Source organism: Curtobacterium sp. SP.BCp (genome assembly GCF_051903255.1).
In the GTDB taxonomy this organism is placed as follows: domain Bacteria; phylum Actinomycetota; class Actinomycetes; order Actinomycetales; family Microbacteriaceae; genus Curtobacterium.
Map to the genome: position 1 here is coordinate 2463666 of NZ_CP194338.1, position 24663 is coordinate 2488328.

Annotated in this window: 24 protein-coding genes and 1 pseudogene; 16 read left to right on the forward strand and 9 right to left on the reverse strand. The window is 71.2% G+C overall.

The annotated features are described in order from the left end of the window. The first annotated feature begins 20 nt into the window (after positions 1 to 20). The 6 genes from ACRQ4C_RS11625 (at position 21) to ACRQ4C_RS11650 (ending at position 5528) form a co-directional block, all read left to right on the forward strand. Positions 21 to 1259: a glycosyltransferase family 4 protein gene (locus ACRQ4C_RS11625; protein ID WP_290131303.1), complete on the forward strand. Its 1239-nt coding sequence runs from the start codon at positions 21 to 23 to the stop codon at positions 1257 to 1259. 75 nt (positions 1260 to 1334) lie between these two features. After that, positions 1335 to 1784 carry a succinate dehydrogenase, cytochrome b556 subunit gene (gene sdhC, locus ACRQ4C_RS11630; protein ID WP_290131302.1) on the forward strand — a complete coding sequence of 150 codons (450 nt, stop codon included), beginning with the start codon at positions 1335 to 1337 and terminating at the stop codon, positions 1782 to 1784. Between the two features lie 9 nt (positions 1785 to 1793). Beyond that, complete coding sequence (gene sdhD, locus ACRQ4C_RS11635; protein ID WP_290131301.1) at positions 1794 to 2240, forward strand: succinate dehydrogenase, hydrophobic membrane anchor protein; 447 nt, start codon at positions 1794 to 1796, stop codon at positions 2238 to 2240. Between the two features lie 41 nt (positions 2241 to 2281). After that, positions 2282 to 4090 (forward strand): succinate dehydrogenase flavoprotein subunit, encoded by a 1809-nt coding sequence (sdhA, locus tag ACRQ4C_RS11640; RefSeq protein ID WP_439688756.1) that lies wholly within the window; start codon positions 2282 to 2284, stop codon positions 4088 to 4090. Then, positions 4090 to 4863 carry a succinate dehydrogenase iron-sulfur subunit gene (locus ACRQ4C_RS11645; protein WP_290131299.1) on the forward strand — a complete coding sequence of 258 codons (774 nt, stop codon included), beginning with the start codon at positions 4090 to 4092 and terminating at the stop codon, positions 4861 to 4863. The genes sdhA and ACRQ4C_RS11645 overlap by 1 nt, the downstream gene beginning before the upstream one ends. A gap of 23 nt (positions 4864 to 4886) precedes the next feature. Then, positions 4887 to 5528 (forward strand): TNT domain-containing protein, encoded by a 642-nt coding sequence (locus ACRQ4C_RS11650; protein WP_439688757.1) that lies wholly within the window; start codon positions 4887 to 4889, stop codon positions 5526 to 5528. Positions 5529 to 5694: 166 nt separating this feature from the next. Here ACRQ4C_RS11650 and ACRQ4C_RS11655 read toward each other — a convergent pair whose 3' ends face one another. The 7 genes from ACRQ4C_RS11655 to ptsP all read right to left on the reverse strand — a co-directional run bounded on the left by ACRQ4C_RS11655 (position 5695) and on the right by ptsP (position 13195). After that, on the reverse strand, positions 5695 to 6360 hold the full coding sequence (locus ACRQ4C_RS11655; RefSeq protein ID WP_439688758.1) for a DUF805 domain-containing protein: 666 nt from the start codon (positions 6358 to 6360) through the stop codon (positions 5695 to 5697). A gap of 89 nt (positions 6361 to 6449) precedes the next feature. Continuing rightward, positions 6450 to 7055, reverse strand: a complete 606-nt coding sequence (locus ACRQ4C_RS11660; RefSeq protein ID WP_290131296.1) for a DUF805 domain-containing protein — start codon at positions 7053 to 7055, stop codon at positions 6450 to 6452. A gap of 113 nt (positions 7056 to 7168) precedes the next feature. After that, positions 7169 to 8113 (reverse strand): NADP-dependent oxidoreductase, encoded by a 945-nt coding sequence (locus ACRQ4C_RS11665; protein WP_439688759.1) that lies wholly within the window; start codon positions 8111 to 8113, stop codon positions 7169 to 7171. A gap of 119 nt (positions 8114 to 8232) precedes the next feature. Continuing rightward, positions 8233 to 9390, reverse strand: a complete 1158-nt coding sequence (locus ACRQ4C_RS11670; protein WP_439688760.1) for a mannitol-1-phosphate 5-dehydrogenase — start codon at positions 9388 to 9390, stop codon at positions 8233 to 8235. Then, positions 9387 to 9824 (reverse strand): PTS sugar transporter subunit IIA, encoded by a 438-nt coding sequence (locus ACRQ4C_RS11675; protein WP_022907882.1) that lies wholly within the window; start codon positions 9822 to 9824, stop codon positions 9387 to 9389. Before ACRQ4C_RS11675 ends, ACRQ4C_RS11670 begins: the two co-directional genes overlap by 4 nt. Before the next feature lie 85 nt (positions 9825 to 9909). Then, complete coding sequence (locus ACRQ4C_RS11680) at positions 9910 to 11466, reverse strand: PTS mannitol transporter subunit IICB (RefSeq protein WP_290131293.1); 1557 nt, start codon at positions 11464 to 11466, stop codon at positions 9910 to 9912. A 73-nt stretch (positions 11467 to 11539) separates the two neighbouring features. After that, a complete protein-coding gene (ptsP, locus tag ACRQ4C_RS11685; RefSeq protein ID WP_439688761.1) occupies positions 11540 to 13195 on the reverse strand; it encodes a phosphoenolpyruvate--protein phosphotransferase in 1656 nt (551 codons plus the stop codon). A gap of 266 nt (positions 13196 to 13461) precedes the next feature. Here ptsP and ACRQ4C_RS11690 point away from each other — a divergent pair, with 266 nt between their 5' ends. Together ACRQ4C_RS11690 and ACRQ4C_RS11695 are read left to right on the forward strand one after the other, a co-directional pair. Beyond that, positions 13462 to 14232: a DeoR/GlpR family DNA-binding transcription regulator gene (locus tag ACRQ4C_RS11690; protein WP_412881214.1), complete on the forward strand. Its 771-nt coding sequence runs from the start codon at positions 13462 to 13464 to the stop codon at positions 14230 to 14232. Between the two features lie 72 nt (positions 14233 to 14304). Then, positions 14305 to 14577 carry an HPr family phosphocarrier protein gene (locus ACRQ4C_RS11695; protein ID WP_022904964.1) on the forward strand — a complete coding sequence of 91 codons (273 nt, stop codon included), beginning with the start codon at positions 14305 to 14307 and terminating at the stop codon, positions 14575 to 14577. A 113-nt stretch (positions 14578 to 14690) separates the two neighbouring features. Here the strand turns inward: ACRQ4C_RS11695 and ACRQ4C_RS11700 are convergent, their stop codons facing one another. Beyond that, complete coding sequence (locus ACRQ4C_RS11700) at positions 14691 to 15791, reverse strand: tetratricopeptide repeat protein (RefSeq protein ID WP_439688762.1); 1101 nt, start codon at positions 15789 to 15791, stop codon at positions 14691 to 14693. 58 nt (positions 15792 to 15849) lie between these two features. Continuing rightward, positions 15850 to 16197, reverse strand: coding sequence for a hypothetical protein (locus ACRQ4C_RS11705; protein WP_439688763.1), 348 nt, complete (start codon positions 16195 to 16197; stop codon positions 15850 to 15852). 54 nt (positions 16198 to 16251) lie between these two features. Here ACRQ4C_RS11705 and ACRQ4C_RS11710 point away from each other — a divergent pair, with 54 nt between their 5' ends. The 8 genes and pseudogenes from ACRQ4C_RS11710 to ACRQ4C_RS11745 all read left to right on the forward strand — a co-directional run bounded on the left by ACRQ4C_RS11710 (position 16252) and on the right by ACRQ4C_RS11745 (position 24640). Beyond that, the gene (locus ACRQ4C_RS11710; RefSeq protein WP_290131289.1) at positions 16252 to 17094 is read left to right on the forward strand and encodes an exodeoxyribonuclease III; all 843 of its coding nucleotides are present in this window, start codon (positions 16252 to 16254) and stop codon (positions 17092 to 17094) included. A gap of 33 nt (positions 17095 to 17127) precedes the next feature. Beyond that, a complete protein-coding gene (gene trpS, locus ACRQ4C_RS11715; protein ID WP_290131288.1) occupies positions 17128 to 18138 on the forward strand; it encodes a tryptophan--tRNA ligase in 1011 nt (336 codons plus the stop codon). Between the two features lie 7 nt (positions 18139 to 18145). Beyond that, the gene (locus tag ACRQ4C_RS11720) at positions 18146 to 18718 is read left to right on the forward strand and encodes a GNAT family N-acetyltransferase (protein WP_439688764.1); all 573 of its coding nucleotides are present in this window, start codon (positions 18146 to 18148) and stop codon (positions 18716 to 18718) included. Between the two features lie 90 nt (positions 18719 to 18808). Then, positions 18809 to 19843 carry a bifunctional diaminohydroxyphosphoribosylaminopyrimidine deaminase/5-amino-6-(5-phosphoribosylamino)uracil reductase RibD gene (gene ribD, locus ACRQ4C_RS11725; RefSeq protein WP_290134214.1) on the forward strand — a complete coding sequence of 345 codons (1035 nt, stop codon included), beginning with the start codon at positions 18809 to 18811 and terminating at the stop codon, positions 19841 to 19843. A 23-nt stretch (positions 19844 to 19866) separates the two neighbouring features. Next, a pseudogene (ribA, locus tag ACRQ4C_RS11730) lies at positions 19867 to 20496 on the forward strand (GTP cyclohydrolase II); the annotation flags it as partial. Positions 20497 to 20818: 322 nt separating this feature from the next. Then, positions 20819 to 22273, forward strand: a complete 1455-nt coding sequence (locus tag ACRQ4C_RS11735; protein WP_290131286.1) for an MFS transporter — start codon at positions 20819 to 20821, stop codon at positions 22271 to 22273. Between the two features lie 305 nt (positions 22274 to 22578). After that, the gene (locus ACRQ4C_RS11740) at positions 22579 to 22794 is read left to right on the forward strand and encodes a hypothetical protein (RefSeq protein WP_290131285.1); all 216 of its coding nucleotides are present in this window, start codon (positions 22579 to 22581) and stop codon (positions 22792 to 22794) included. Positions 22795 to 22801: 7 nt separating this feature from the next. Continuing rightward, positions 22802 to 24640, forward strand: a complete 1839-nt coding sequence (locus tag ACRQ4C_RS11745) for an ABC transporter ATP-binding protein (RefSeq protein ID WP_439688765.1) — start codon at positions 22802 to 22804, stop codon at positions 24638 to 24640. Positions 24641 to 24663 lie beyond the last annotated feature (23 nt).

Genomic DNA, 24663 nt, shown 5'->3' on the forward strand with positions numbered 1-24663 from the left:
CGCGGAGCATGGGTCACACCATGAGCGCACGCAGCGTGGAGCGCGGCACGTCCCAACGGACCGTCGCCGTCGTGACCGAGAGCTTCCTGCCCACCCTCAACGGCGTGACCACGAGCGTCATCGCGGTGCTCGACCACCTGCGGCTCCGTGGCCACAGGGCGGTCGTCATCGCCCCGGACACCCCGGGCATCGCGCAGCTCCGGCCGAAGGACCACGTCGAGCGGTTCAACGGCTACGACGTGCACCGCGTGCCCGCGGTCGCCTACCGCCAGTTCCCCGTCGCCCTCCCCCACCCGGTCCTCGACACGATCCTCGCCGCCTCCGGCGCCGACGTGCTCCACGCCGCGAGTCCGTTCCTGCTGGGTGGGCGCGCCATCACGGCGGCCGGGAGGCTCGGCATCCCCTCCGTCGCCGTCTTCCAGACCGACGTGGCCGGGTTCGCCCGCCGCAACGGCCTGACCGCGACCGTCCCGCTGGTGCGCAAGATCCTCGGGCGGATCCACGAGGGAGCGTCGCTGACGCTCGCCCCGTCGAGCGCCACCGCGGCGATGCTCGCCGAGGACGGCGTGCCGCGCGTCGCGCGGTGGGGCCGCGGCGTCGACACCACGCTGTTCCACCCCGGGCGCCGCGACACGGCGCACGTCCGCGCGCTCCGCCGGCGGCTCGCCCCGGACGGCGAGACGATCGTGGGGTACGTGGGGCGGCTCGCACCGGAGAAGGAGGTCGAGCGGCTCGCCGAGCTCGGCGGCGTCCCGGGCATCCGGGTCGTGGTCGCGGGAGGGGGTCCCTCCCGGCCGCTCCTGGAGCGACGCCTCCGCCACCTCGACGTCCACTTCACCGGTCCGCTGCGCGGCGACGCGCTGGCCGACGCCTACGCGGCCCTCGACGTCTTCGTCCACACGGGCCCGGCGGAGACCTTCGGCCAGACCCTGCAGGAGGCGCACGCGACCGGCCTGCCGGTCGTGGCGCCCGCGTCCGGCGGGCCGGTCGACCTCGTCGCCCCGGGGCTCGACGGTGACCTGTACGACCCCGACGAACCCCAGGCGCTCCGGCGGGCGGTGCTCCGGCTCCACCACGACCGAGCGCTCGCGGCCCGGATGGGCTCAGCCGGGCGGCTGCGCGTCGAGGGGACGACGTGGGAGGCCGTCGGCGACCAGCTGCTCGCGCACCACGACACCGCACGGACGATCGGCGCGCCCCCGGCGGCGGCGCGGGCGGTGCGGGCACGTTGGCACGAGAACGTCAGTGCGCGAGCATAGGATGGGGGTGTTCCACAGAACACCAACGGCAACGGCTCGCCGATCGGCGGGCCCGTCCTACGGGAGGACTCGCTCATGGCCGAGCAGACCGCAGGGGGGACGGCAACCGCTGAACCCCAGGTGACGATCGAGGCGCCACGCGCCTCTCGCACGCCGCAAGGCACCCTGTACCGGGGTTCCACCGGCATGTGGTCGTGGGTGCTGCACCGCATCACCGGTGTCGCGATCTACTTCTTCCTGCTCGTGCACATCCTCGACACCGCGCTCGTGCGGGTCTCGCCCGAGGCGTACAACGCCGTGATCGGCACGTACAAGACCCCGCTCATGAACCTCGGTGAGATCGCCCTCGTGATGGCGATCGTGTTCCACGCGTTCAACGGGCTGCGCATCATCCTCGTGGACTTCTGGTCGAAGGGCCCGAAGTACCAGCGCGCGATGTTCTGGATCGTGCTCGTCCTCTGGGCGGTCGCGATCGCGGGCTTCCTGCCGCGCCAGTTGATGAACCTCGTCGCGGACTTCCAGTAGGAGCACCAGATGACCACGCAGACCATCGAACCGCCCCGCAGCGCACAGGCTGCCCGCCGGACCACCAACTGGGAGAAGTGGGGCTGGATCTACATGCGCGCGTCGGGCGTCCTGCTCGTCGTGCTGATCTTCGGCCACCTCTTCGTCAACATGGTGGCGGGCGAGGGCGTCAAGCAGATCGACTTCGCGTTCGTCGCCGGCAAGTGGGCCAACCCGTTCTGGCAGGTGTGGGACTCGCTGATGCTGGTCCTCGCGCTCGTGCACGGGTCGAACGGCATGCGGACGATCGTGAACGACTACGTGTCGAAGCCGGGCATCCGGAAGACGCTCCTCGTCGCGATCCTCGTCGCGTGCGTCGCGCTGATCGTCCTCGGCCTGCTCGTGTGCTGGACGTTCGACCCGTGCCCCGCCGGCGCCGCCGCCGCGGACCTGCCGTCGTTCTGCCCGGCCCGCTAGCAGCTCCGAACGCCCGCTCCACCCCTGAACGAAAGACCCCCGTGCCTGCAAACACCCCGTCAGACATCACCGTGCACCACCACCAGTTCGACATCGTCATCATCGGCGCGGGCGGCGCCGGCATGCGCGCTGCCATCGAGGCCGGTCCGAAGGCGAAGACGGCCGTGATCTCGAAGCTGTACCCGACCCGCTCGCACACCGGTGCGGCGCAGGGCGGCATGGCGGCGGCCCTCGCGAACGTGGAAGAGGACTCGTGGGAGTGGCACACGTTCGACACGATCAAGGGCGGCGACTACCTCGTCGACCAGGACGCCGCCGAGATCCTGGCGAAGGAAGCCATCGACGCCGTCATCGACCTCGAGAACATGGGCCTGCCCTTCAACCGCACGCCCGAGGGCAAGATCGACCAGCGGCGCTTCGGCGGTCACACGCGTGACCACGGCAAGTCGCCGGTCCGACGCGCCTGCTACGCGGCCGACCGCACCGGGCACATGATCCTGCAGACGCTCTTCCAGAACTGCGTCAAGCTCGGCGTGAACTTCTTCAACGAGTTCTACGCGCTGGACCTCGTCATGGTCGACGTCACGGGCGACGACGGCGTCACCCGCAAGCAGCCGGCCGGCGTCGTGGCGTTCGAGCTCGCGACGGGTGAGCTGCACGTCTTCCACGCCAAGGCGATGATCTTCGCCACCGGCGGCTTCGGCAAGATGTTCAAGACCACGTCGAACGCGCACACGCTCACGGGCGACGGCGTCGGCATCGTCTGGCGCACCGGCCTCCCCCTCGAGGACATGGAGTTCTTCCAGTTCCACCCGACCGGGCTCGCCGGCCTCGGCATCCTCCTGACCGAGGGCGCCCGCGGTGAGGGCGCGATCCTCCGCAACGCCTCGGGCGAGCGCTTCATGGAGCGGTACGCCCCGACCATCAAGGACCTCGCACCGCGCGACATCGTGGCGCGGTGCATGGTGCAGGAGGTCGCAGAGGGCCGTGGTGCCGGTCCGAACAAGGACTACGTGCTCCTCGACTGCACGCACCTCGGTGCCGAGGTCCTCGAGACCAAGCTGCCGGACATCACCGAGTTCGCCCGCACCTACCTCGGCGTCGACCCGGTCGTCGAGCCGGTGCCGGTCATGCCGACCGCGCACTACGCGATGGGTGGCATCCCCACGAACGTCAAGGCCGAGGTCCTCTACGACAACACGACGGTCGTGCCCGGCCTCTACGCCGCCGGCGAGTGCGCCTGCGTGTCCGTGCACGGCTCGAACCGCCTCGGCACGAACTCCCTGCTCGACATCAACGTGTTCGGGAAGCGCTCGGGCAACAACGCGGCCGAGTGGGTCAAGACCGCCGAGTTCCTGCCCCTGCCGGAGCACCCCGAGCAGGGCGTCAAGGACATGCTCGACCAGCTCCGCGCGTCGACCGGCACCGAGCGGGTCGCGGCCCTCCGCAAGGAGCTCCAGGAGGAGATGGACCGGAACGCGCAGGTGTTCCGCACCGACGAGTCGCTCGCGAAGGTCACCGAGACCATCCACGAGCTCCGCAACCGCTTCCTGCAGGTCTCCGTGCAGGACAAGGGCAAGCGGTTCAACACCGACCTGCTCGAGGCCGTCGAGCTCGGCTTCCTGCTCGACCTGGCCGAGGTGGTCGTGTACTCCGCCCGCAACCGCAAGGAGAGCCGCGGCGGCCACATGCGCGACGACTACCCGAAGCGCGACGACGAGAACTACATGCAGCACACCATGGCGTACCTGACGGGCGACCCGCACTCGTCACTCGCCGACGACCACATCACGCTCGACTGGAAGCCCGTCGTGGTGACGCGCTACGAGCCGATGGAGAGGAAGTACTGATGACCGACACCCTGGTCTCCGACGCCCCCCGCACCCAGACCGTGCAGGAAGCCCCTCCCGGATCGTTCCCCGTCACGATCATCGTCCGCCGGTTCGACCCCGACGTCGACGACGAGCCGCGCTGGCAGGACTTCGACGTGATGATGCTGCCGACCGACCGCATCCTCGACGCACTGCACCAGATCAAGTGGGAGCAGGACGGCTCGCTCACGTTCCGCCGGTCCTGCGCGCACGGCGTCTGCGGCTCGGACGCGATGCGCATCAACGGGCGCAACCGTCTGGCGTGCAAGACCCTCATCAAGGACCTCGACGTCTCGAAGCCGATCTACGTCGAGGCCATCAAGGGTCTGCCGCTCGAGAAGGACCTCGTCGTCGACATGGAGCCGTTCTTCGCGTCCTACCGCGAGGTCCAGCCCTTCCTCCAGGCATCGTCCGCACCCGAGAAGGGCAAGGAGCGCGTGCAGTCCGTCGCCGACCGTGCCCGGTTCGACGACACCACCAAGTGCATCCTCTGCGCTGCGTGCACGTCGTCGTGCCCGGTGTTCTGGACGGACGGTCAGTACTTCGGCCCGGCCGCGATCGTCAACGCGCACCGCTTCATCTTCGACTCGCGTGACGACGCAGCCGACGTGCGTCTCGACATCCTGAACGACAAGGAGGGCGTCTGGCGCTGCCGCACGACCTTCAACTGCACCGACGCCTGCCCGCGCGGCATCCAGGTCACGAAGGCGATCTCGGAGGTCAAGCAGGCGATCATGCGAGGGAAGGCATAGGTCGGCCCGGTAGGCTCGCGCCCATGACGTTCGCGGAGACCCGCCCCATCCTCGACCAGCTCGGCTACACCGTCCGGTACGTGCAACTCCCCGGGGAGACCCTGCACGAGCCGCCGGTCGAAGGGGCACTCCGCATCGCGCAGGTGGGATCGGACCAGTACGCGCTCGAGGTGGTCGACTACGGCACCGCGCGGCGACTGGCGACCGCGAACGGCGAGGACGACGCCGTCGAGATGCTCCGTCGGTTCCTCAACCGGCCGTTCCCGGCGCCGCGGGACGTCCCGCGGCACGAGCTCGACGGACTCCGCGACCGCGCGGCCTCGACGTACCCGCAGCTCGCGCAGCAGGTGTCACAGGCCGGCGAGCGGGGGCTGACCATCCAGGTCCCGGCCGGCGTGCCCGTCGACCGCATCGGCGGACCGGACGGCTACCTCCTGCACCCGCTCGACACCCCGCTCCCCCAGCGCTCGTTGCCGCCGCACGTCGCGTCCGCGCCGGAGACCCACCGCTACGTCGTGGAGCGGCCGTTCCTCGTGACGGTGCGGTTCGTGCAGCCGTGGTTCGACCAGCCGGGCGGTGCGATGCGTTTCGAGACGGCCGACCCCTCGGTCACCGTCCGCGACCTCGTCGTCGACGGCTCGCTCGCCCGCGTCCGCGTCGTCTGACGCGCTCGACGCGCTCGATGCGCTCGACGCGATCGACGCGATCGACGCGCTCGCTGCCTGCTCCGGCTGCTGCACAACCAAAGACCGTCCGCACCACGCCTCGGCGTGGTGCGGACGGTCTTTCGTTGTGCGCCGCCGATCTGCACCGACATCGCGCGGCGACGGTCTAGCCGAGGTCGGGGCGGTCGTACTGCGCGCCGGACGGGTTCGACCCGAGGCAGCCGAGCACGATCGCCGCGACGGAGACGAAGAGGCCCAGGAGCCAGGTCGCGCCCGGGAGTCCGGCATCGTGCACGCGCCGCCACCCGAGCGCGATGTTCGGCACGAGGGTCGCGAGCCACCACAGGAACCACAGCCCGAGGAACACGAACGCGATCGGCGCCCGTGCGGGCTCGCTGACGGAGTTGCCGTACGCGTCGACCCTGGTGCTCCCGAGGATCGTCGCGACGAGCACGCCGTAGAACGCCCCGATGAGCACGAGTGTGACGATCGCGTTCGCGAGGAACCAGTACCAGTACTCACTCCGGCTGGCGCGGCCGTCGAAGCGCGCGTACTTCTTGAAGAAGCGGGTGAAGGCGTCCAGGAACCCGATGCCGTACCAAGGCGCCCACAGCGGTGGTGTGCCGTACGGCCCGAGCGGGATCGGCGGCGGTGCCTGGTACATCGGGTACGGCGGGCCGTACGGCTGCTGCCCGTACTGGGGCGGCTGCTGCCCGTACTGGGGCGGCTGCTGCCCGTACTGGGGCGGCTGCTGCCCGTACTGGGGCGGCTGCTGCCCGTACTGGGGCGGCTGCTGCGGCGGCCCCCACTGGGGTGTGCCGTCGTTCGTCATGGTCGTGCCCTCCCGTGGACGGACTCGTCGTATCGAGGACGAACGGCCCTCCCGGACACCCGGGAGGGCCGTTCGTCATCGTGCGTCGCTCAGCCGCGCTGGGGCTGGTCGAATCGCGCGCCCTCGGGCTTCGAGGGGAGCAGGTACAGGACGAGCAGGATGATGCCGCCGACGAACGGGATGAGACCGAGGAAGAAGAACGGTCCCGCGAAGTTCGCGTCGTGGAGTCGGCGCCACGCGAGGGCGATGTTCGGCACGATCGTCGCGAGACCCCAGAGCCCGAGCAGGATCCCACCGATGACGAACAGCGCCGACGGAGCGGTCATCACCGCGCTGGTGGAGTAGCCCGTCGAGACGGTCCGGTACTCCGACGTCGCCGCACCGATCCCGTAGATCGTGTACAGGACGATGCCGACGATCGCGTTCGCGAGGAACCACCACCAGAACTCGCTCCGGCTCGCGCGACCGTCGAACCGGACGTACTTCTTGAAGAACCGCTTGATGGCGGCACCGAACGAGATCCCGTACCACGGCGCCCACAGCGGCGGCTCGCCGTTCGGACCGGTCGGCGCGGGCTGCCCGTACTGCGGCTGGCCGTACTGCGGCTGCTGCCCGTACGGCTGCTGCTGGCCGTGCTGCTGCTGGCCGTACGGGTCCTGCCCGTTCGGGTTCTGCGGCGGGTACTGGTCACTCATCGGGGTCCCCCTGCTGACTCGCGGTTCGGATCGGGTTGCCCCGGCACATCGCGCGGGGCGCTGCCGAGTCAACCAGACGCACCGCGGGCGCGTCCGGCGTGTGACACCCCCGATCAGGGGACGAGTGCGAGCTTCCCTCCCGGGTGCTGCGACTCCAGCAGCTCCGCGGCGGCCTTCGCCTCCGCGAGCGGGAACGTCCGGGCGACCGGCACGACGAGCTGCCCGTCGCCCGCGAGGTCGATGAGCCGCTGCCGCACCGAGTCCCGGAAGGCCTTGCTCTCCGGCTGCGCGCCGCCGACCGCGCGGATGCCGTCGGACTCCGCCCGGCCGAACGCCGCGATGGTCACGATGCGCGATCGGTCCGCGACGAGCGCAAGGGAGACGTCGACCGCCTCGTCGGTCCCGACGCAGTCGAGCGCCACGCTGACACCGCCGCCGGTCCCGTCGGCGACGAGCGCGCGGACGCGGTCCTCCAGCCCGTCGCCGTAGGCGATCCACTCCCCGCCGAAGTCCGCGACGACGTCGGCGTTGCGCTCCGAGGCGGTCCCGATGACCCGGGCTCCGAGCAGGCGGAGCTGCTGGAGCAGGCTGACCCCGACGGCCCCGGCTGCGCCGTGCACGAGGACCGTGTCGTTCCCGGAGGCCCGGGTGACCCTCAGCATGTCGGCCGCGGTGGTCCCGGCGAGGAGCAGGTTCGCGGCCTCGGGGAACCCCAGCGTCGCCGGCTTCGCGAAGACGTCGCGCGCGGGTACCGTCAGTTCCTCCGTCCAGCCGCCCTCGACACGGAACGCGAGGACCTCGTCGCCGACGGCTCCCCCACCCGAGGCGATCTCGGTGTCGGGCCCGACGGCGCTGATGGTGCCGGCGACCTCGTAGCCGACGGCGATCGGCAGGTCGGACCGGTCGCCCTGACGGGTGTGCTTCGTGTCCGCCGGGTTCATGCCCGCGGCGCGGACGGCGATGGTGACCTCGCCGGGGCCGGGCGCGGGCACCTCGGTGTCGGTGAACTCGAGGACCTCGCTGCCGCCGAACCGCGGTGCCACCCAGTGCTTCGTCATGCGCCCGACGCTACGCGCCGCGTCCGCGAGCGACCGCACCGTGTGACGCGCCCCCAGACGGACTGGAGGCACGGCGCCAGCTGGGCACCGTGCCTCCAGTCCGGAAGACGCGGACGTCGTCAGGCGCGTGCCTGGCGGACCCGGTCCGCGAACGCGGCGTGCAGCGGGTGCTGCTCGTCGAGCCCGGTGATCTCCGAGACGACCTCGCCGTCCGCCTTGTCGGACCGCAGTAGCTCCTGGAGCTGGACGCTCTGCTCGTCGTCCGCGACGTCGAAACGGAGTGCCGCGCCCATCGCGTCGAGCAGCGCGGTCGGTTCGGTGCCGTCCTCGGCGAGGGCCGCGGCCGGCGAGACGAACCGCTCGTCACGGGAGAGCTTGCGGAGCGGCTGCCGGCCGACCCGGGTGACCGTGTCGGGCAGGTGCGGGTTCTCGAACCGGGCGATGATCGCCTCGACGTAGGCGCGGTGCACCTCGGGGTCGAGCTCGTGGCGACGGACGAGCAGGTCGCTCGTCTCGGCGAGGACGGACTCGAGCTCGGACCGCACCGCCGGGATCGAGATGACGTCGGCGATCTTGTCCGCACCGGCGAGGTACCCGTGGTAGGCGACCGTCGCGTGGCCGGTGTTGACCGTGAAGAGCTTGCGCTCGATCGACGCGGCGAGCCCGTCGACGTAGTGCGCACCGGGGATCTCCGGCTCGGACCCGTTGAACGGCGTGCGGTCGATGGCCCACTCGAAGTAGGTCTCCACCGTGACGTCGAGTCCGGCGCCCTCGGGCTGTGCGGGGACGATGCGGTCGACGGCCGTGTTCGCGAAGACGGCCTTGGCGAGGGCCTGGTCGCGGGACTCGGCGGGCAGCGCCTCGACGATGAACTCGCGGAGGCGGTCGGTGGCGTTGATCGCGTTCTCGCACGCCATCACGGCGAGCGGCGGCGCACCCGCGTCGCGCTGCTGCAGTCCCGCGGCGATCACCGGCGCGATGAACTTCAGCACGTTCGGGCCGACGGCGCAGGTGACGACGTCTGCGGCGGCGACCTCGGCGACGACGCCCGGCTCGTCCTGCGCGCTGTTCATTGCGCGGAACCCGGTGACCTCGTGGTCCTTCGCGTCGGCACCGACCTCGTGCACGGTGTACGAGTCGGCGGCGGCGAGGGCGTCGATGAGCGGTGCGGCGACGTCGGCGAAGACGACCTCGTAGCCGGCCTCGTGCAGGAGCAGGCCGACGAAGCCGCGGCCGATGTTGCCGGCGCCGAAGTGGACGGCGGTGCGCTCGCTCACTCGTTGACCTCGCCGAGGATCGACAGGATCGCGGCGGTGTCGGGCGCGTCGGTCAGCTTCTGGACCTCGTCCTCGTCGGAGAACACGATCGCGATCTTCGAGAGGATGTCGAGGTGCTCGTTGTTGACGCCGGCGATGCCGACGACGAAGCGCACGGGGTTGCCGTCCCAGTCGATCGGGGTGGCGTAGCGGATGAACGAGAGCGCCGACGACTTGATGGCGTCCTTCGCGTCGTTCGTGCCGTGCGGGATGGCGAGGAAGTTGCCCATGTACGTCGAGACGCTCTTCTCACGCTCGAGCATCGCCGGGTAGTAGTCCGCGGTGACCGCGCCCGCAGCCTCGAGGATCTCGGCAGCCTCCTTCATCGCCTCCGACTTGGTCGGCGCGGTGTCCTCGGTGTGGATCCGGATCTGGCTCTCCTGCAGGACGGGCATCGGGGTTCTCCTTGCTTCGTGACGTGGCGTCGTGGACGTGTGGAGGGGACGAGCCGCGGCCCGTCCCCTCCGATACTGCACTTGCTTACTGGTTCTTGAGCTGTTCGACGACCTCGTCGTACTGCGGCGCGTTCATGAAGTTGCCGACGGACACGTGCTGCGCCCCCGGGTTCTTCTGCCGGGCACGGTCGGTGAGCTCCTCCTGCGTGATGATGAGGTCCTCGGTGCCGTCGAGGTTCGCGATCGCCTTGTTGACGACCGTGACGCCCTCGATCCCCGCCTTCTTCACCTTGTTGCGGAGGACGCTGGCGCCCATCGCGCTGGAGCCCATGCCGGCGTCGCAGGCGAACACGACGTTCTCGACGCGGGTGGCCGTGGCGGTCGACGCCGAACCGACGCCGCCGAGCGAGGCCTCGGCCTCTTCCTCGTTGGCCGGGGCGTTGTTCCCGAGCAGACCCGACGTCGCGGCGTTGACGTCGCGGCCCTTGTTGGCCTGGAGCTTCGCCATCGCAGCGCTCATGTCGCCGCCGCCGTTCGCGAGGTCACGCTTGCGGGTGGCGAGGAGGAAGAACGACGCCACGGCGAACGACACGGCTGCCGACAGGATGACCGACAGGATGACGCCGACGAAGCTGTCCTTCGCGGTCGATCCGATCACGGCGAAGATCGATCCGGGCGAGGCCGGGGCGACGAGGCCGGACTGGAACGCGACGTTGGTGGCGACACCGGTCGCGCCACCGAGGATGACGGCGATGAAGAGCACCGGCTTCTGCAGCACGTACGGGAAGTAGATCTCGTGGATGCCGCCGAGGAACTGGATGATGATCGCGCCGGGAGCGGTCGAGCGAGCGATGCCGACGCCGAAGAAGGTGAAGGCGAGCAGGATGCCGAGACCCGGGCCGGGGTTGGCCTCGAGCAGGAACAGGATGCTCTTGCCCGACTCCTTCACCTGCGCCGCGCCGAGCTGGTCGAGCACGCCGTGGTTGATGGCGTTGTTGAGGAAGAACACCTTGGCGGGCTCGATGATCACGCTGGCGAGCGGGAGCAGCGAGTTGTTGATGAGGAACTCAACCGCTGCGCCGAGGCCGTTCGCGATCGCCTTGAAGATCGGGGCGAGCCAGAAGAACCCGATCATGGCGAGCACGAACCCGAGGATGCCTGCCGCGTAGTTGTTGACGAGCATCTCGAAGCCCGGGCGGATCTTGCCGTCCCAGATCTTGTCGACCTGCTTGATGATGTACGCGCCGAGCGGGCCGCAGATCATCGCGCCGAGGATCATCACGGTGCCGTTGGCCCCGAGGATGACGCCCATCGCGAAGATCGAGCCGACGACGGCACCGCGGGTCTCGTAGACCATGCGACCGCCCTGGATCGCGATCGCGAGCGGGATGAGGTAGGTCAGGATCGGCCCGACGACGCCGGGGTTAGCGACGCCGTTCGTCTCACCGAAGCCGCCGAGGATGCCGACGGGCGTCCAACCGGTCTCGATGAAGAACGCCGTGATGATGCCCCACGCGATGAAGATCGCGATGTTGGGCATGACCATGCCGGAGAGGAAGGTGCCGAACTTCTGCACGGCGACGCGTGCGCCGCCCCGCGACTTCGCGGGAGCGTCGGGCGCTGCAACGGACGACGTTGTCATGTGCCTGGCTTTCTGTGATGGGTGCTGCAGTGGTGGAGGGGTGGGGGTGCTGCTGTGCTGCGGTGGTGCTGGGCTAGACGGCGTGCGCGGCGGCCGCGGCGGACTTGGCAGCCGCTGCGGTCGACGCGGCGAGTGCCGCCTTCGCCATCTCGCGGGCCTGGTCGAGCGTGTGCTTGCCGAGTTCGGCGCGCACGTCGGCGAGGGCCGCGGGGGTCATGGACAGGGTGGTGGCGCCCAGGCCGACGAGGACGACGGCGAGGAGCGGGTCGGCCGCGGCCTCGCCGCAGATGCCGACGGCCTTGCCGGCGTCTGCCCCGGCGGAACCGAGCTGCGCGACGAGCCGGAGCACGGCGGGGTGCCACGGGTCCTGGTAGGACGCGACGGTGCCGAGCATGCGGTCGGCGGCCATCGTGTACTGGGTCAGGTCGTTCGTGCCGATCGACACGAAGTCGGCGGAGGTGAACACCTGCTCGGCCATGAGCGCGAGCGACGGCACCTCGGCCATCACGCCGGCGGTGCGGATGCCGAGCTCGCGGGCGAGGGCGACGAAGTACTCGGTCTCCTCGGCGTCGGCGACCATCGGCGCCATCACCCAGAGGTCGGCTTCGGTCTCGGCGTCGGCCTGCGCGAGCGCGGTGAGCTGATCGCGCAGCACCTCCTCGTGGTTCCGGAGGGCCCGGAGTCCGCGGCGTCCGAGGGCCGGGTTCTCCTCGTCCTTGTCCGTGAGGAACGGCAGCGGCTTGTCGGCGCCGGCGTCGAGCGCGCGGACGACGACCTTCTTGCCGGGGAACGCCTCGAGCAGGCGCTTGTAGGACTCCTGCTGCTCGGCGACGGTCGGTGCCTTCGGCGAGTCGAGGAAGAGGAACTCGGTGCGGAAGAGCCCCACGCCCTCCGCACCGAGAGCGACGGCGCCCGCGGCGTCGGCGGGGCTGCCGAGGTTCGCGAGCAGGGGCACGGCGTGACCGTCGGCGAGGGCGCCGGCGGTGAGGGGGGCCGCGGCGGCGGCGAGCCGGTCGGCGATGCGCTGCTCGACCTCGGCGACGAGCTCGGCGGACGGGTCGGTGACGACCGTGCCGGCGGCGGCGTCGACGACGACCTCGGTGCCGTCGGCGAGCTGGTCCGCCCCGGTGACGCCGACGATCGCGGTGATGCCCTTCGCGCGGGCGAGGATCGCGGTGTGCGAGGTCGGGCCGCCGTCGCGCGTGACGAGGGCGAGCACCTTCTCGAGGTCGAGGAGCGCGGTGTCGGCCGGCGCGAGGTCGCGGGCGACGAGGACGAAGGGGGTGTCCGACTCGGGGACGCCGGGTGCCGGGACGCCGCGCAGCTTGGCGATGATGCGCTGGGCGACGTCGTCGAGGTCGGCCGCGCGCTCCCCCATGTACCCGCCCATCTGCACGAGGAGGTCGCGGAACTGACCGAACGCCTCGAACACCGCACGCTCGGCGTTGGTCCCACCGTCGATGCGGGCGTGCACGTCGTCGAGGAGCGTCGGGTCCTGCGCCATGAGCGCCTGGGCCTCGAGCACGGCCTGAGCGTCGCCGCCGGCGAGCTGTCCGCGCTTGTTGAGGTCCTCGGCCACCGCGGCGAGCGCGCCGGCCACGGCCTGCTTCGCGTCGTCCGCCGAACCGGTCAGCGCGTCCTGCGACGGGGCGCCGAGCGGATCTGCCATCCGGAGGACCGGTCCGTGGGCGACGCCACGGCCGACGCCGGTGCCGAGCAGTTCGGGCATTCGAGACTCCTTCATCTCACGCGCGGTGGGGCGGTGCGGTGCGGTGGTGCTGTGGGTGTCGCGGTCGGGCGACTGGGAGCACACTACATCGATCCTCGTTGACAAACAAACACATCCGGGGATAAAAATGCAGAAACAGATGCCCGTTTGCGTCTGGCGACCAGAACGAATCGGGCATCGCGGATCGAGACGTGCCCGAGCGTGTCCGTTCCGGCCCGATCCCAGCCAGCACCCCGCACGAGCACCACGAGACGACGAGGCCCACGATGTACGCACCCGAGCGCCACCAGCGCATCGTGGAACAGGCCCGGGCACAGGGCCGGGTCGACGTGAAGGACCTCGCCGAGTCGCTCGAGGTCACCCCGGAGACGATCCGCCGCGACCTCACCTCACTCGAACGTCGCGGGCTCGTCCGACGGGCGCACGGTGGCGCCATCCCGGTCGAGCGCATCACGCTGCACCCCGGGGTCGGCGACCGCGGTGGCATCAACCAGGCCGAGAAGATGGTCATCGCCCAGGCCGCCCTCGAGGAGCTGCCGGAGAACGGCTCGATCATGATCGACGCGGGCACCTCGACCATCTGCCTCGCCGAGATGCTCCCGACCGACCGCGGCCTCACCGTCGTGACGCACTCACTGCCCGTCGCGATGGCGGTCGCGAACCGGCAGGGCCTCGACCTCCACCTCCTCGGCGGCAACATCCGCAGCGACTCGCTCGCGGGCGTCGGCACGTGGACGCACCAGCTCATCGGGATGGTGAGCGTCGACGTCGCGTTCATCAGCATCAACGGCATCACGCCCGAGCGCGGCCTCACGACGCACAACATGGCCGAGGCCGCCGTGAAGTCCGCCATGATCAAGTCGGCCCGGCGGAGCATCCTGCTCGCCGACCACACGAAGTTCGGCCGCGAGGAGTTCGGCCGCGTCGCACCCCTCGCTGCGATCGACACGATCATCACCGACCCCGGCGTCAACGCGGACCTCGTCCGCGAGGTCGAGGCCGCCGGCACCGAGGTGTTCTGGCCCGGTCGTTCCTGACCGCTGCCAGGACCAGCCCCACCCGACGCTCGCTACCATGAGCGCCACCACCCATCGACAGGAGTCCATTCGATGTCCGAAGCCACCCGCACCGTCACCGTCGCCAGCGCGTCCGGCCTGCACGCCCGCCCCGCGTCCCTGTTCGTCCAGACCGTGACCGCGTCCGGCCACCAGGTCACCATCGCGAAGGGCGACAAGTCCGGCAACGCCGGCAGCATCCTCGCGCTGCTCGGCCTCGGCATCGAGAACGGCGACGAGGTCACCCTCACGGTGTCGGGCGACGACGCCGAGAAGACCGCCGACGACCTCGTCGAGTTCCTGCAGACGGACCACGACGCGGCCTGATCGGGCAGGTCGCGTCCTGGACGCGACCACCAGACGGACGGGAGGCGCGGTGCCGGCTGGCACCGCGCCTCCCGTCCGTCATCCGGTCACCGCCGCAGCCGCGCGGGGACCGATCACGCGTACCAGCGTCCCAGGAACCCCGCCGTGCCCATGGCCGCGACGAGCGCACCTCCGGCCGCGGCTGCGGCCACACCGTCCGCGAGCCCCGGGGCACCCGTGCCGGCGAGCACGAGCAGGACGCCTGCCGCGACGAGCGTCGCCGCCTGCAGGACGGGGACGACCACGACGCCGGGCACTCGACGCCGGACCAGCCCCACGAACGGCCGCCACCCCGTCGGGAGCGCCCGACCGAGCCGGCGGAGCACCGCGACCTGGGCGAGGACCACTCCGACGATCAACGCCGCGCAGCACAGCTCGGGGGGCAGGGGGTCGTCGACCACCATGCCGACGAGTACCCCCAAGGTGCCGGCGAGCACGAGACCGACGACGATGAACGCCGTCCCCAGCGACGCCAGACGGACGACGGCACGACGGAACGCGCCGAGCGGGCCGGCCGCGTCAGGGTGCTCCGCGAGGACGAGTGCGGCGTCGGCGAGCACCGCGATCGTGCTGCCACGGCGTTCGCGTGCCCGGAGGAGCTGCCAGCGGGGCCACGGGTCCGCGGGGGTCGCCGCCACCGCGGCGACGAGGGCGCGCTCGGCGGTGCCCGGGTAGCCCTCGCGGGCGGCCAGCCATGCGAGGGCGAGGTCCACCTGTGCGTGCTGCGGGTGCGCGGTGGCGGCCCGGGTCGCGGCGGCGTAGGTCGCCGCGTCCACCTGTCCGGTGCGGAGGTCGAGGACGAGCTGCGCTGCCGCCAGGCCGCCGTCGCTCGGGACGAGCTCGACGGCTGCCGCCCAGGCCGACCGGGCCTCGACGACGTCGTCGGCCTCCTCGGCGAGGTGCGCGGCGAGGAGGTACCCCTCGACGTCATCGGGATCGGTGGTGATCGCCCGGCGGACTGCCGTGCGCGCGGCGTCGAGGTCACCGGCCGACCAGAACGCGACCGCGAGGATCCGGAGCACCTCCGGGTCGTCGCCGTGCAGGGCGAGCGCACCGGTCAGTGGCTCGACGGCGTCCTCGGGCCAGCCGTGCTCCAGGAGTTCCGAGGCCGCCACGAGGGCACGCTCGACCTGCGGGTGGCGCCAGGGCGGAGGATCGGCGACGGGGTCGGTCACGGGCTCATCGTGGCGGGGCGACCGGCGGGCGGACAAGCCCGCGCACGGGGGTCGCGACCTACGAGCGCGCTGGCGGGATCGGCGGGATCGGCGGGATCGGGCGCAGCTCGCCCCACGCGAAGCTGCTCTCGGCGATGAAGTCCTGCAGGTCGTCGGCCATCTTCAGCAGCATCTCCTGCTCCCCCTCGCCGAGCCAGAGCCACGAATCCCCGTCGTCTCCGGCGATCGACCATGCGAGGGCCATCCCCTCGTCGGCGACCTCCGTCTCGACTACTCGGCGGAGTCGTTCGGACCAGTCGGTGTACACCCAGAACTCCGCTCCGCGGAACTCGTCCGGGCGCAGCATCTGCTCGGCCACGGGTCGGAACGCGGCGAGCAGCTCGCCCACGGTCAGCACGACGGTCATTGCCGCAGCCTACGGCGGGCGGGGCTGTCCGTGGCCGCCGATAGGCTGGGCGGCATGACACGCCTGCGCCTCGCATCCGTCAACGTGAACGGCGTCCGTGCCGCGTTCCGGAAGGGCATGGGCGACTGGCTCGCCACGCGCGACGTCGACGTCCTCGCCCTGCAGGAGGTCCGTGCGTCGAGCGACGACCTCGCGGGGCTCCTCGGTGACGAGTGGGACATCGTGCACGACCCCGCCTCGGCGAAGGGCCGCGCGGGCGTCGCGATCGCGTCCCGGCACCGGGCGCAGATCCACCGTGTCGCGCTGGGGGCGGAGGAGTTCGACTCCGCCGGCCGCTGGCTCGAGGCCGACTACGAGATCGACGGCACCACGGTGACGGTCGTGTCGACGTACGTGCACTCGGGCGAGGTCGACACCCCGAAGCAGGACGAGAAGTGGAAGTTCCTCGACGCGATGACCGAGCGACTGCCAGAGCTCCGGGCACACAACCCGCTCGCGGTCGTCGTGGGTGACCTCAACGTCGGGCACGACGAGCGCGACATCAAGAACTGGAAGGGCAACGTGAAGCGGGCCGGGTTCCTCCCCCGCGAGCGCGCCTACTTCTCCCGGTTCTTCGGCGCCGAGGGCGAGCAGGTCGAGGGCGCGGACGGTTCGACCGGGCCGGGCCTCGGCTGGGTCGACGTCGGCCGTGCGCAGGCCGGCGACGTCGACGGCCCGTACACCTGGTGGTCGTGGCGCGGCCAGGCGTTCGACAACGACTCCGGTTGGCGCATCGACTACCACGTCGCCACCCCCGAACTCGCCGAGAAGGTCTCGCACTACACGGTCGACCGCGCCGCGGCGTACGACCAGCGATGGTCCGACCACGCCCCCGTGGTCGTCGACTACGAGATCTGATCCCCTCCCGCTCCAGCGCAACAGGACACCAGCATGACCACGACCCGCATCTTCTCCGGCATCCAGCCCTCGGCCGGATCGCTCCACCTCGGCAACTACATCGGCGCGCTCATGCAGTGGCGGACGCTGCTCGACGACCACGACGCCATCTACTGCGTCGTCGACATGCACGCGATCACCACCGCGCAGGATCCGGCCGAGCTCCGGGCGAACACCCGTGCCACGGCGGCGCAGTACATCGCGTCGGGCATCGACCCGTCGAAGGCGACGCTCTTCGTCCAGTCGCAGGTGCCCGCACACGCCGAGCTCGCCTGGGTGCTCAACACCCTCACCGGCTTCGGCGAGGCCAGCCGGATGACCCAGTTCAAGGACAAGTCGGCCCGTCAAGGTGCCGACGCGGCCTCGGTCGGGCTCTTCACCTACCCGATCCTCATGGCGGCGGACATCCTGCTGTACGACACGAAGGTCGTCCCCGTCGGCGACGACCAGCGGCAGCACGTGGAGCTGACACGCGACCTCGCCGGGCGGTTCAACTCGCGGTTCGGCGACACGTTCGTCGTGCCCGAGGCCCGGATCCTCACCGACACGGCCCGCATCTACGACCTGCAGGACCCGACGAACAAGATGAGCAAGTCGGCGGCGTCCGACAACGGGCTCATCCGACTGCTCGACGACCCGAAGCGCACCGCGAAGAAGATCCGCTCGGCGGTCACCGACACCGAGCGCGAGATCCGGGCCGACCGCCAGGCGAAGCCCGGTGTGACGAACCTGCTGTCGATCCTGTCGGCGTTCACGGGCACCTCGGTGGCCGACCTCGAGGCGTCCTTCCAGGGAAAGGGGTACGGCGACCTGAAGGGCGAGGTGGCCGACGCGGTCGTCGCCGAGCTCGAGCCCGTGCGTGCCCGCACGCTCGAACTCCTCGACGACCCGGCGGAGCTCGACCGGCTCCTCGCCGTCGGTGCCGACCGCGCGGAGTCGATCGCGCAGCAGACCCTCGCGCGCGTGTACGACCGCATCGGGTTCGTCCCGCGCGTCCGCGGCTGAGCACGACGTGATCCCGGTCGTCCTCGAGTCCACGCGGGTGCGCCTCGACGTGCCCACCCGCGCGGACACGGCAGCCATCGTCGCCGGCTGCCAGGACCCCGACGTCGCGCGCTGGACGACCGTGCCGCAACCGTACGGGCCCGAGCACGCGCGGTCCTTCGTGGATGCCCTCGTCGGCCCGGGGTGGGCGTCGGACCGGGAGTACACCTGGGCGATCCGGCGCAGCGGTTCCGCCCTGCTCGAGGGCGTCATCGGGTACCGGACCGAGCGGCGTGACGTCGGGTTCTGGCTCGCACCCGCCGCACGTGGTGCCGGGCTCGTGCACGACGCCCTCGAGCTCGTGGTCACGTGGGCGTTCGAGCAGGGCGCTCCCGACGTCGCGTGGGAGTGCTACGAGGGCAACACCTCTTCCGCAGCGGTCGCCCGGGCCGCCGGGTTCTCCTTCACGGGGAGCGGTCCGGCGGCGAACCCCGGTCGTGACGGCGGCCCCACACCCGCGTGGCACGCGCGGCGTCGTGCGGACGGCGCGCCGGCGTCCGACCTGTCATGGCCCACAGCGTCGTTCGCCCACAGCGTGTAGTTCGATGACGCGTCACCGACTTGTCGTCGGTAGTGTCGAGGAGTGACCAGCACCCCCTCCGGAACCGCGACCCCGGCCGAGGTCCGGGCGATGCGCCGCGGCCTCGAGATCGCGGCGCTCGGCCCCGCCGTCGGCGACCACGCCCGGGTCGGAGCGGTGATCCTCTCCCCCGACGGCACGGTGCTCGCCGAGGGCTGGCACAAGGGCGCCGGCACGCCGCACGCCGAGGTCGACGCGATGGCAAAGGTCGACCCGGCACTGCTCCGTGGCGCGACCGCCGTCGTGACCCTGGAGCCGTGCAACCACACCGGGCGGACAGGCCCCTGCGCACTCGCCCTCGTCGAGGCCGGCATCGGCCGCGTCGTGTACGCGATCGACGACCCGGGGGCGCACGTGCACGGCGGCGCCGACCGGCTCCGCGCCGCCGGCGTCGACGTCGTGTCCGGGGTCCTCGCCGCCGAGGCCGAGACGTTCCTCGAGCGCTGGCTGCTCTCGGTCCGGCTCGGTCGCCCGTGGGTGACCGCGAAGTGGGCGTCGAGCCTCGACGGACGCGCTGCAGCGGCCGACGGGACCAGCCAGTGGATCACTGGTGCCGCCGCACGCCAGCACGTCCACGAACAGCGGGCGGCGCACGACGCGATCCTCGTCGGCACCGGCACCGTGCTCGCCGACGACCCCTCCCTCACCGCACGGGGCGATGCGGGTGAGCTCCTCGCCGACCAGCCCCTCCCGGTGGTCTTCGGCGACCGACCGGTCCCGGACACCGCCGCGCTCCGCCGGCACCCGCGCGGCCTCGTCACACTGCCGGGGCACGACCTCGCGGCGTCCCTGGCGGCCCTCCGCGACCACGGCGTGCACTCGGTCTTCGTCGAGGGCGGCCCCACCCTGACCTCCGCGCTCATCGCGGCCGGCCTCGTCGACGAGTACCTCGTCTACGTCGCCCCCGTGCTGCTCGGCGGACCCCGCGTCGCGGTCGACGACCTCGGCGTGGGAAGCATGACCGACCGCCTGCGGTTGGACGTAACATCGACCACCAGCCTGGGTCCCGACCTCCTGGTCCGGGCCCGGCCGCACGGCGCCGCGCACCCTGGGACGGCGCCCCAGAACGACCGGAGCACACGATGACCGACGCACTGACCTCCCCCACGCCGGGGAGCCCGGTCCAGTTCGAGGTGTCCACGAACGTCCCGACCACCCACGGCACGTTCGAGATGCGCGCCTACCGCGACCTCGTCACGGGCGCCGAGCACGTCGCCATCATCGGAACGCTCCCCGACGGCTCACGCCCGGGCGACGGTGCGCTCGTGCGGGTGCACTCGGAGTGCCTGACCGGCGAAGCCTTCGGATCGCTGAAGTGCGAGTGCGGACCGCAGCTCGACGCGGCGCTCGACACGATCGCGTCCGAGGGCGGCGTGGTCGTCTACCTCCGTGGGCAGGAGGGACGCGGCATCGGCCTGATCAACAAGCTCAAGGCCTACCGCCTCCAGGAGGACGGGCTCGACACCCTCGACGCGAACCTCGCGCTCGGGTTGCCCGCCGACTCGCGCGAGTACGGGGGCGCCGCGGGCATCCTCGCCGACCTCGGGATCACGAGCGTCCGCCTCCTCTCGAACAACCCGGAGAAGCGCCGGCAGCTCGAGGAGCACGGCATCGCGGTCGAGTCGCTCGTGCCGCTCGTCGTCGGCATCTCCGCGCAGAACGCGGGCTACCTCGACACCAAGCGGGACCGCATGGGCCACCAGCTGCCCGCCCACCTCGAGGCCGGCGCCGCGAGCTGAGCGACCGCGCACCAGCGCGACCACGGCGCGCACCAGCGCGACCACGGCGCGCACCAGCGCGACCACGGCGCGCACCAGCGCGACCACCACCGGGAGGCGCGGAGCACGGACGACGTGCACCGCGCCTCCCGGCCGTTCGTTCTCTGCGGATTCGCAGGAAAGCGACATCTGTCGTAGGCTGTGAGCCCCCGTCACAAGCGGTCAACCACTCACCGAACGCACCCGATCGGCGACGCGCCACCTGCGCGAACCGACCGGTGTCCGCCGTCCGGAACACCGCTGCACCCCTCCCGGGTGCTCCCCTCGGAGTCACCACACACGCATGTCAGCCGCATCGGCACCCAGCACGACCACCCCGGCACCCGCAGGCAACCCGCGCTCCCGCGTCGTCATCGCCAGCCTCGTCGGGACCTCCATCGAGTTCTACGACTTCTACGTCTACGCGACCGCGGCGGTCCTCGTCTTCCCGACGCTGTTCTTCCCGAACGAGGACCCGACGGCCTCGCAGCTGTCGTCGTTCGTGACGTTCGCCCTCGCGTTCTTCGCCCGACCCGTCGGCTCGATCATCTTCGGCCACTTCGGTGACCGCATCGGCCGCAAGGCCACGCTCGTCGCCTCGCTGCTCGTGATGGGCACGGCGACGTTCCTCATCGGCTGCCTGCCGACGTTCGACTCGATCGGCGTCTGGGCACCCGTGCTGCTCGCCGTCATGCGCTTCGCACAGGGCGTCGGGCTCGGTGGCGAGTGGTCCGGTGCGGCGCTGCTCGCGACCGAGAACGCCCCGAAGGGCAAGCGCGGCGTGTTCGGCTCGCTCCCCCAGCTCGGCGCCCCGATCGGGTTCCTGCTCGCGAACGGGCTCTTCATCGCCATCAACGCCGCGATGCCCGCCGGCGCGGACGGCACGGCGAACGCCGACTTCCAGGCGTGGGGCTGGCGCATCCCGTTCCTGCTCTCCGCCGTCCTCGTGATCGTCGGTCTCTACGTGCGGTTCAAGCTCGTGGAGTCGACCGTCTTCCGCGGCGTGCAGGAGTCCGGCACGGTCGCGAAGGTCCCGCTGGCCCGGGTGTTCCGCACCTCGTGGCGGCCGCTCATCATCGGCACCTTCGGCATGGTCGCGACGTACGTGCTCTTCTACTTCATGACGACGTTCACGCTGACCTACGGCACCACGGGTGCCACGGCCGGTCCCCTCGTCCCGAAGATCGGCCTCGGGTACTCCCGCGGCGAGTTCCTGACGCTGCTCATGATCGGCGTGGTGTTCTTCGGCATCCTCACCCCGGTCGCCGGGTTCCTCGCGGACAAGTTCGGCCGCCGGTCGACGCTCCTCTGGACCACCGCGGGCATCGCCGTGTTCGGCCTGACGTTCCAGATCTGGTTCGCCGCCTCGCACGGGCCGATCACCGTCGTCACCTTCCTGATCGTCGGCCTGTCGCTCATGGGCTTGACGTTCGGACCGATGGGCGCCCTGCTGCCGGAGCTGTTCCCGACGAACGTCCGGTACACGGGCTCGGCGGTGGCGTACAACGTCGCGTCGATCCTCGGTGCGTCGCTCGCCCCGACCGTGGCGCTCGCGCTGTGGAAGGCCGACGGGAACATCTTCCTCGTCGGGCTCTACCTGACCATCGCCGCGGTCGTGACGCTCGTCGCGCTCTTCTTCGTCAAGGAGACCCGGCACGCGGACTTCGGCGAGGCCGAGGCCGAGCGCGTGCTCGGCGTCCCCGCCGACGCGGCGGCCGGCGACGGCCACGTGCGCTCCTCGGGGAGCCTCGCCCCGTAACGCACCCGGGTGCGCACGTCACGGACGGGAGGCGCGGTGCCAGCGGGCACCGCGCCTCCCGTCCGTCGTGTGGTGCGGCGGGTGCGGGCGGCCTGCGTCCACGAAACGCGCGCGTTGCGACGCCGCGCGTGTCGTTCGACGCGCGGTTCGTCGCCCGATGCACGCACATCGGATGCGCGAGCATCGAGCGACGAAACACCTCGTGATCGACGCGCGGAACGTCGCATCCGCACGGGCCGGGCCCGCCCCACCCCGCCCCGTCAACCCCGGTTGATACAGCTCGTTCGTCAATGTAGGTTGACATGATGGACGGTCCGACCATCACCACGCTGGCCTCGGGCGCCGACGGCGACGACCCGTTCGCTGCACTCGCCTCGGTGCGCGAGCTCCGCAAGGCCCTCGACCGCACGGAGGAGCTCGCCGCCCGCCGCGCCCGGAACGCCGGCGCGTCGTGGCAGGAGATCGCGACGCTCCTGGGCGTCAGCCGCCAGGCAGTGCACAAGAAGTACGGCAGAGACTAGGAACACGATGAGCTTCCCCTTCGCCCGCCCCAAGAAGAACGACGGTCCCCGCGCCAGCTTCGGCCGCCTGCTGTCCTACCTGTTCGAGAACAAGCCCGCGATGGCCGTGATCATCGTGCTGAGCGTCCTCGGCGCCGGTGCCTCCCTCGCCCAGCCGCTCCTCGTCAACCAGGTCATCACCGCGGTCCAGGGCGGACGGACGCTGAGCACGCTCGTGTGGCTGCTCGTCGGGCTCGTCATCGTGGCCGGTCTGCTGAACGGCATCCAGCACTTCCTGCTCCAGCGCGCGGGCGAGGGCGTCGTGCTGAGCACCCGTCGGAAGCTCATCGCGCGCATCCTCAACCTCCCCATCTCGGAGTTCGACACGCGACGGACCGGTGACCTCGTGTCCCGCGTCGGCAGCGACACGACCCTGCTCCGCGCCGTGCTCACCCAGGGGCTCATCGAGTCGATCGGCGGCGCGCTCACCTTCATCGGCGCGATCGTGGCGATGGCGATCATCGATCCACTCCTGCTCGTGATCGTGGTGGTCATCGTCGCCGTCGCGATCGTCGTCGTCGGTGGGCTCAGCCGCCGCATCCGCGTCGCCTCGAAGAAGGCGCAGGAGAAGGTCGGCGACCTCACCGCGGCCGTCGAGCGCGGCATCGGTGCCGTCCGCACCATCCGCGCCGCCGGCGCCACCGAGCGCGAGGTGCGCGAGGTCGACGGACACGCGACCGAGGCGTACAAGCGCGGCCTCGACATCGCGAAGATGTCGGCGTTCGTGGTCCCGGTCGCGAGCATCGTGATGCAGGTCGCTTTCATCGCCGTGCTCGGCGTCGGCGGTGCCCAGGTCGCGGCGGGGACGATCACCATCGCCACGCTCATCACGTTCATCCTGCTGCTCTTCATGATGATCATGCCGCTCGGCCAGGCGATGGGCGCAGCGGTCGCGGTCGCGCAGGCGCTCGGTGCGCTCGGCCGCATCGAGGAGATCCTGCACCTGCCGACGGAGGACCAGGACGACCGCGCCGTCCGGGTCGCCGCGGCCGTCCCGGGCGACGACGCGATCACGTTCGAGCACGTGTCGTTCCGGTACGCGGCAGCCGCGCAGGCGTCCGGTCCCGACGGGGCGACGGACCGGCCTGGAGGCACGGATCACCCTGGAGACACCGCCCCCGCAGACGACGTGGTGCTCCACGACGTCTCCTTCCGGGTCCCCCGCGGTTCGCGGGTCGCCCTCGTGGGCCCCTCGGGTGCGGGCAAGTCGACCACCCTGGCGCTCATCGAGCGGTTCTACGACCCGACCGACGGCGTGATCCGGCTCGGCGGCGTCGACGTCCGCGGGCTGGACCGCGCCGAGCTCCGCGCCCAGATCGGCTACGTCGAGCAGGACGCCCCCGTGCTCGCCGGCACGATCCGCGCCAACCTGCTGCTCGGGTCGCCGGACGCCACGGAGCAGGACTGCGTCCGCGTCCTCGAGGCGGTGAACCTCGGCGAGGTCCTGCACCGCGACCCCCGGGGCCTCGACGCGCAGGTCGGCGAAGACGGCGTCATGCTCTCCGGCGGTGAACGGCAGCGGCTCGCCATCGCCCGGGCGCTCCTCGCGGCACCGCCGATCCTGCTGCTCGACGAGTCGACGTCGTCGCTCGACGGGGTGAACGAGCAGAAGATGCGGCTCGCGATCGACGCCGTGGCCGAGGACCGCACGCTGCTGGTCATCGCCCACCGGCTGTCCACCGTGGTCGACTCGGACGTCATCGTCGTGCTGGAGCACGGACGGGTCGTGGGGGTCGGGACGCACTCGGAGCTCGTCGAGTCGACGCCGCTCTACCGCGACCTGGCGAAGCACCAGCTCCTGGTCTGACGCGCGGGCGCGCGCGTCACGCC

What these genes read in the sequence shown, in the direction of transcription:
- ACRQ4C_RS11680 (WP_290131293.1), bottom strand. Translation starts at nt 11,466, where the DNA reads ATGACAACGTCGTCCGTTGCAGCGCCCGACGCTCCCGCGAAGTCGCGG.
- ACRQ4C_RS11745 (WP_439688765.1), top strand. Translation starts at nt 22,802, where the DNA reads ATGAGCTTCCCCTTCGCCCGCCCCAAGAAGAACGACGGTCCCCGCGCC.
- ACRQ4C_RS11705 (WP_439688763.1), bottom strand. Translation starts at nt 16,197, where the DNA reads ATGACCGTCGTGCTGACCGTGGGCGAGCTGCTCGCCGCGTTCCGACCC.
- ACRQ4C_RS11665 (WP_439688759.1), bottom strand. Translation starts at nt 8,113, where the DNA reads ATGACGAAGCACTGGGTGGCACCGCGGTTCGGCGGCAGCGAGGTCCTC.
- ACRQ4C_RS11735 (WP_290131286.1), top strand. Translation starts at nt 20,819, where the DNA reads ATGTCAGCCGCATCGGCACCCAGCACGACCACCCCGGCACCCGCAGGC.
- ACRQ4C_RS11645 (WP_290131299.1), top strand. Translation starts at nt 4,090, where the DNA reads ATGACCGACACCCTGGTCTCCGACGCCCCCCGCACCCAGACCGTGCAG.
- ACRQ4C_RS11625 (WP_290131303.1), top strand. Translation starts at nt 21, where the DNA reads ATGAGCGCACGCAGCGTGGAGCGCGGCACGTCCCAACGGACCGTCGCC.
- sdhD (WP_290131301.1), top strand. Translation starts at nt 1,794, where the DNA reads ATGACCACGCAGACCATCGAACCGCCCCGCAGCGCACAGGCTGCCCGC.
- ACRQ4C_RS11740 (WP_290131285.1), top strand. Translation starts at nt 22,579, where the DNA reads ATGGACGGTCCGACCATCACCACGCTGGCCTCGGGCGCCGACGGCGAC.
- ACRQ4C_RS11650 (WP_439688757.1), top strand. Translation starts at nt 4,887, where the DNA reads ATGACGTTCGCGGAGACCCGCCCCATCCTCGACCAGCTCGGCTACACC.
- ribD (WP_290134214.1), top strand. Translation starts at nt 18,809, where the DNA reads ATGCGCCGCGGCCTCGAGATCGCGGCGCTCGGCCCCGCCGTCGGCGAC.
- ACRQ4C_RS11690 (WP_412881214.1), top strand. Translation starts at nt 13,462, where the DNA reads ATGTACGCACCCGAGCGCCACCAGCGCATCGTGGAACAGGCCCGGGCA.
- ptsP (WP_439688761.1), bottom strand. Translation starts at nt 13,195, where the DNA reads ATGCCCGAACTGCTCGGCACCGGCGTCGGCCGTGGCGTCGCCCACGGA.
- ACRQ4C_RS11695 (WP_022904964.1), top strand. Translation starts at nt 14,305, where the DNA reads ATGTCCGAAGCCACCCGCACCGTCACCGTCGCCAGCGCGTCCGGCCTG.
- sdhC (WP_290131302.1), top strand. Translation starts at nt 1,335, where the DNA reads ATGGCCGAGCAGACCGCAGGGGGGACGGCAACCGCTGAACCCCAGGTG.
- ACRQ4C_RS11655 (WP_439688758.1), bottom strand. Translation starts at nt 6,360, where the DNA reads ATGACGAACGACGGCACACCCCAGTGGGGGCCGCCGCAGCAGCCGCCC.
- ACRQ4C_RS11675 (WP_022907882.1), bottom strand. Translation starts at nt 9,824, where the DNA reads ATGCCCGTCCTGCAGGAGAGCCAGATCCGGATCCACACCGAGGACACC.
- ACRQ4C_RS11660 (WP_290131296.1), bottom strand. Translation starts at nt 7,055, where the DNA reads ATGAGTGACCAGTACCCGCCGCAGAACCCGAACGGGCAGGACCCGTAC.
- ACRQ4C_RS11710 (WP_290131289.1), top strand. Translation starts at nt 16,252, where the DNA reads ATGACACGCCTGCGCCTCGCATCCGTCAACGTGAACGGCGTCCGTGCC.
- trpS (WP_290131288.1), top strand. Translation starts at nt 17,128, where the DNA reads ATGACCACGACCCGCATCTTCTCCGGCATCCAGCCCTCGGCCGGATCG.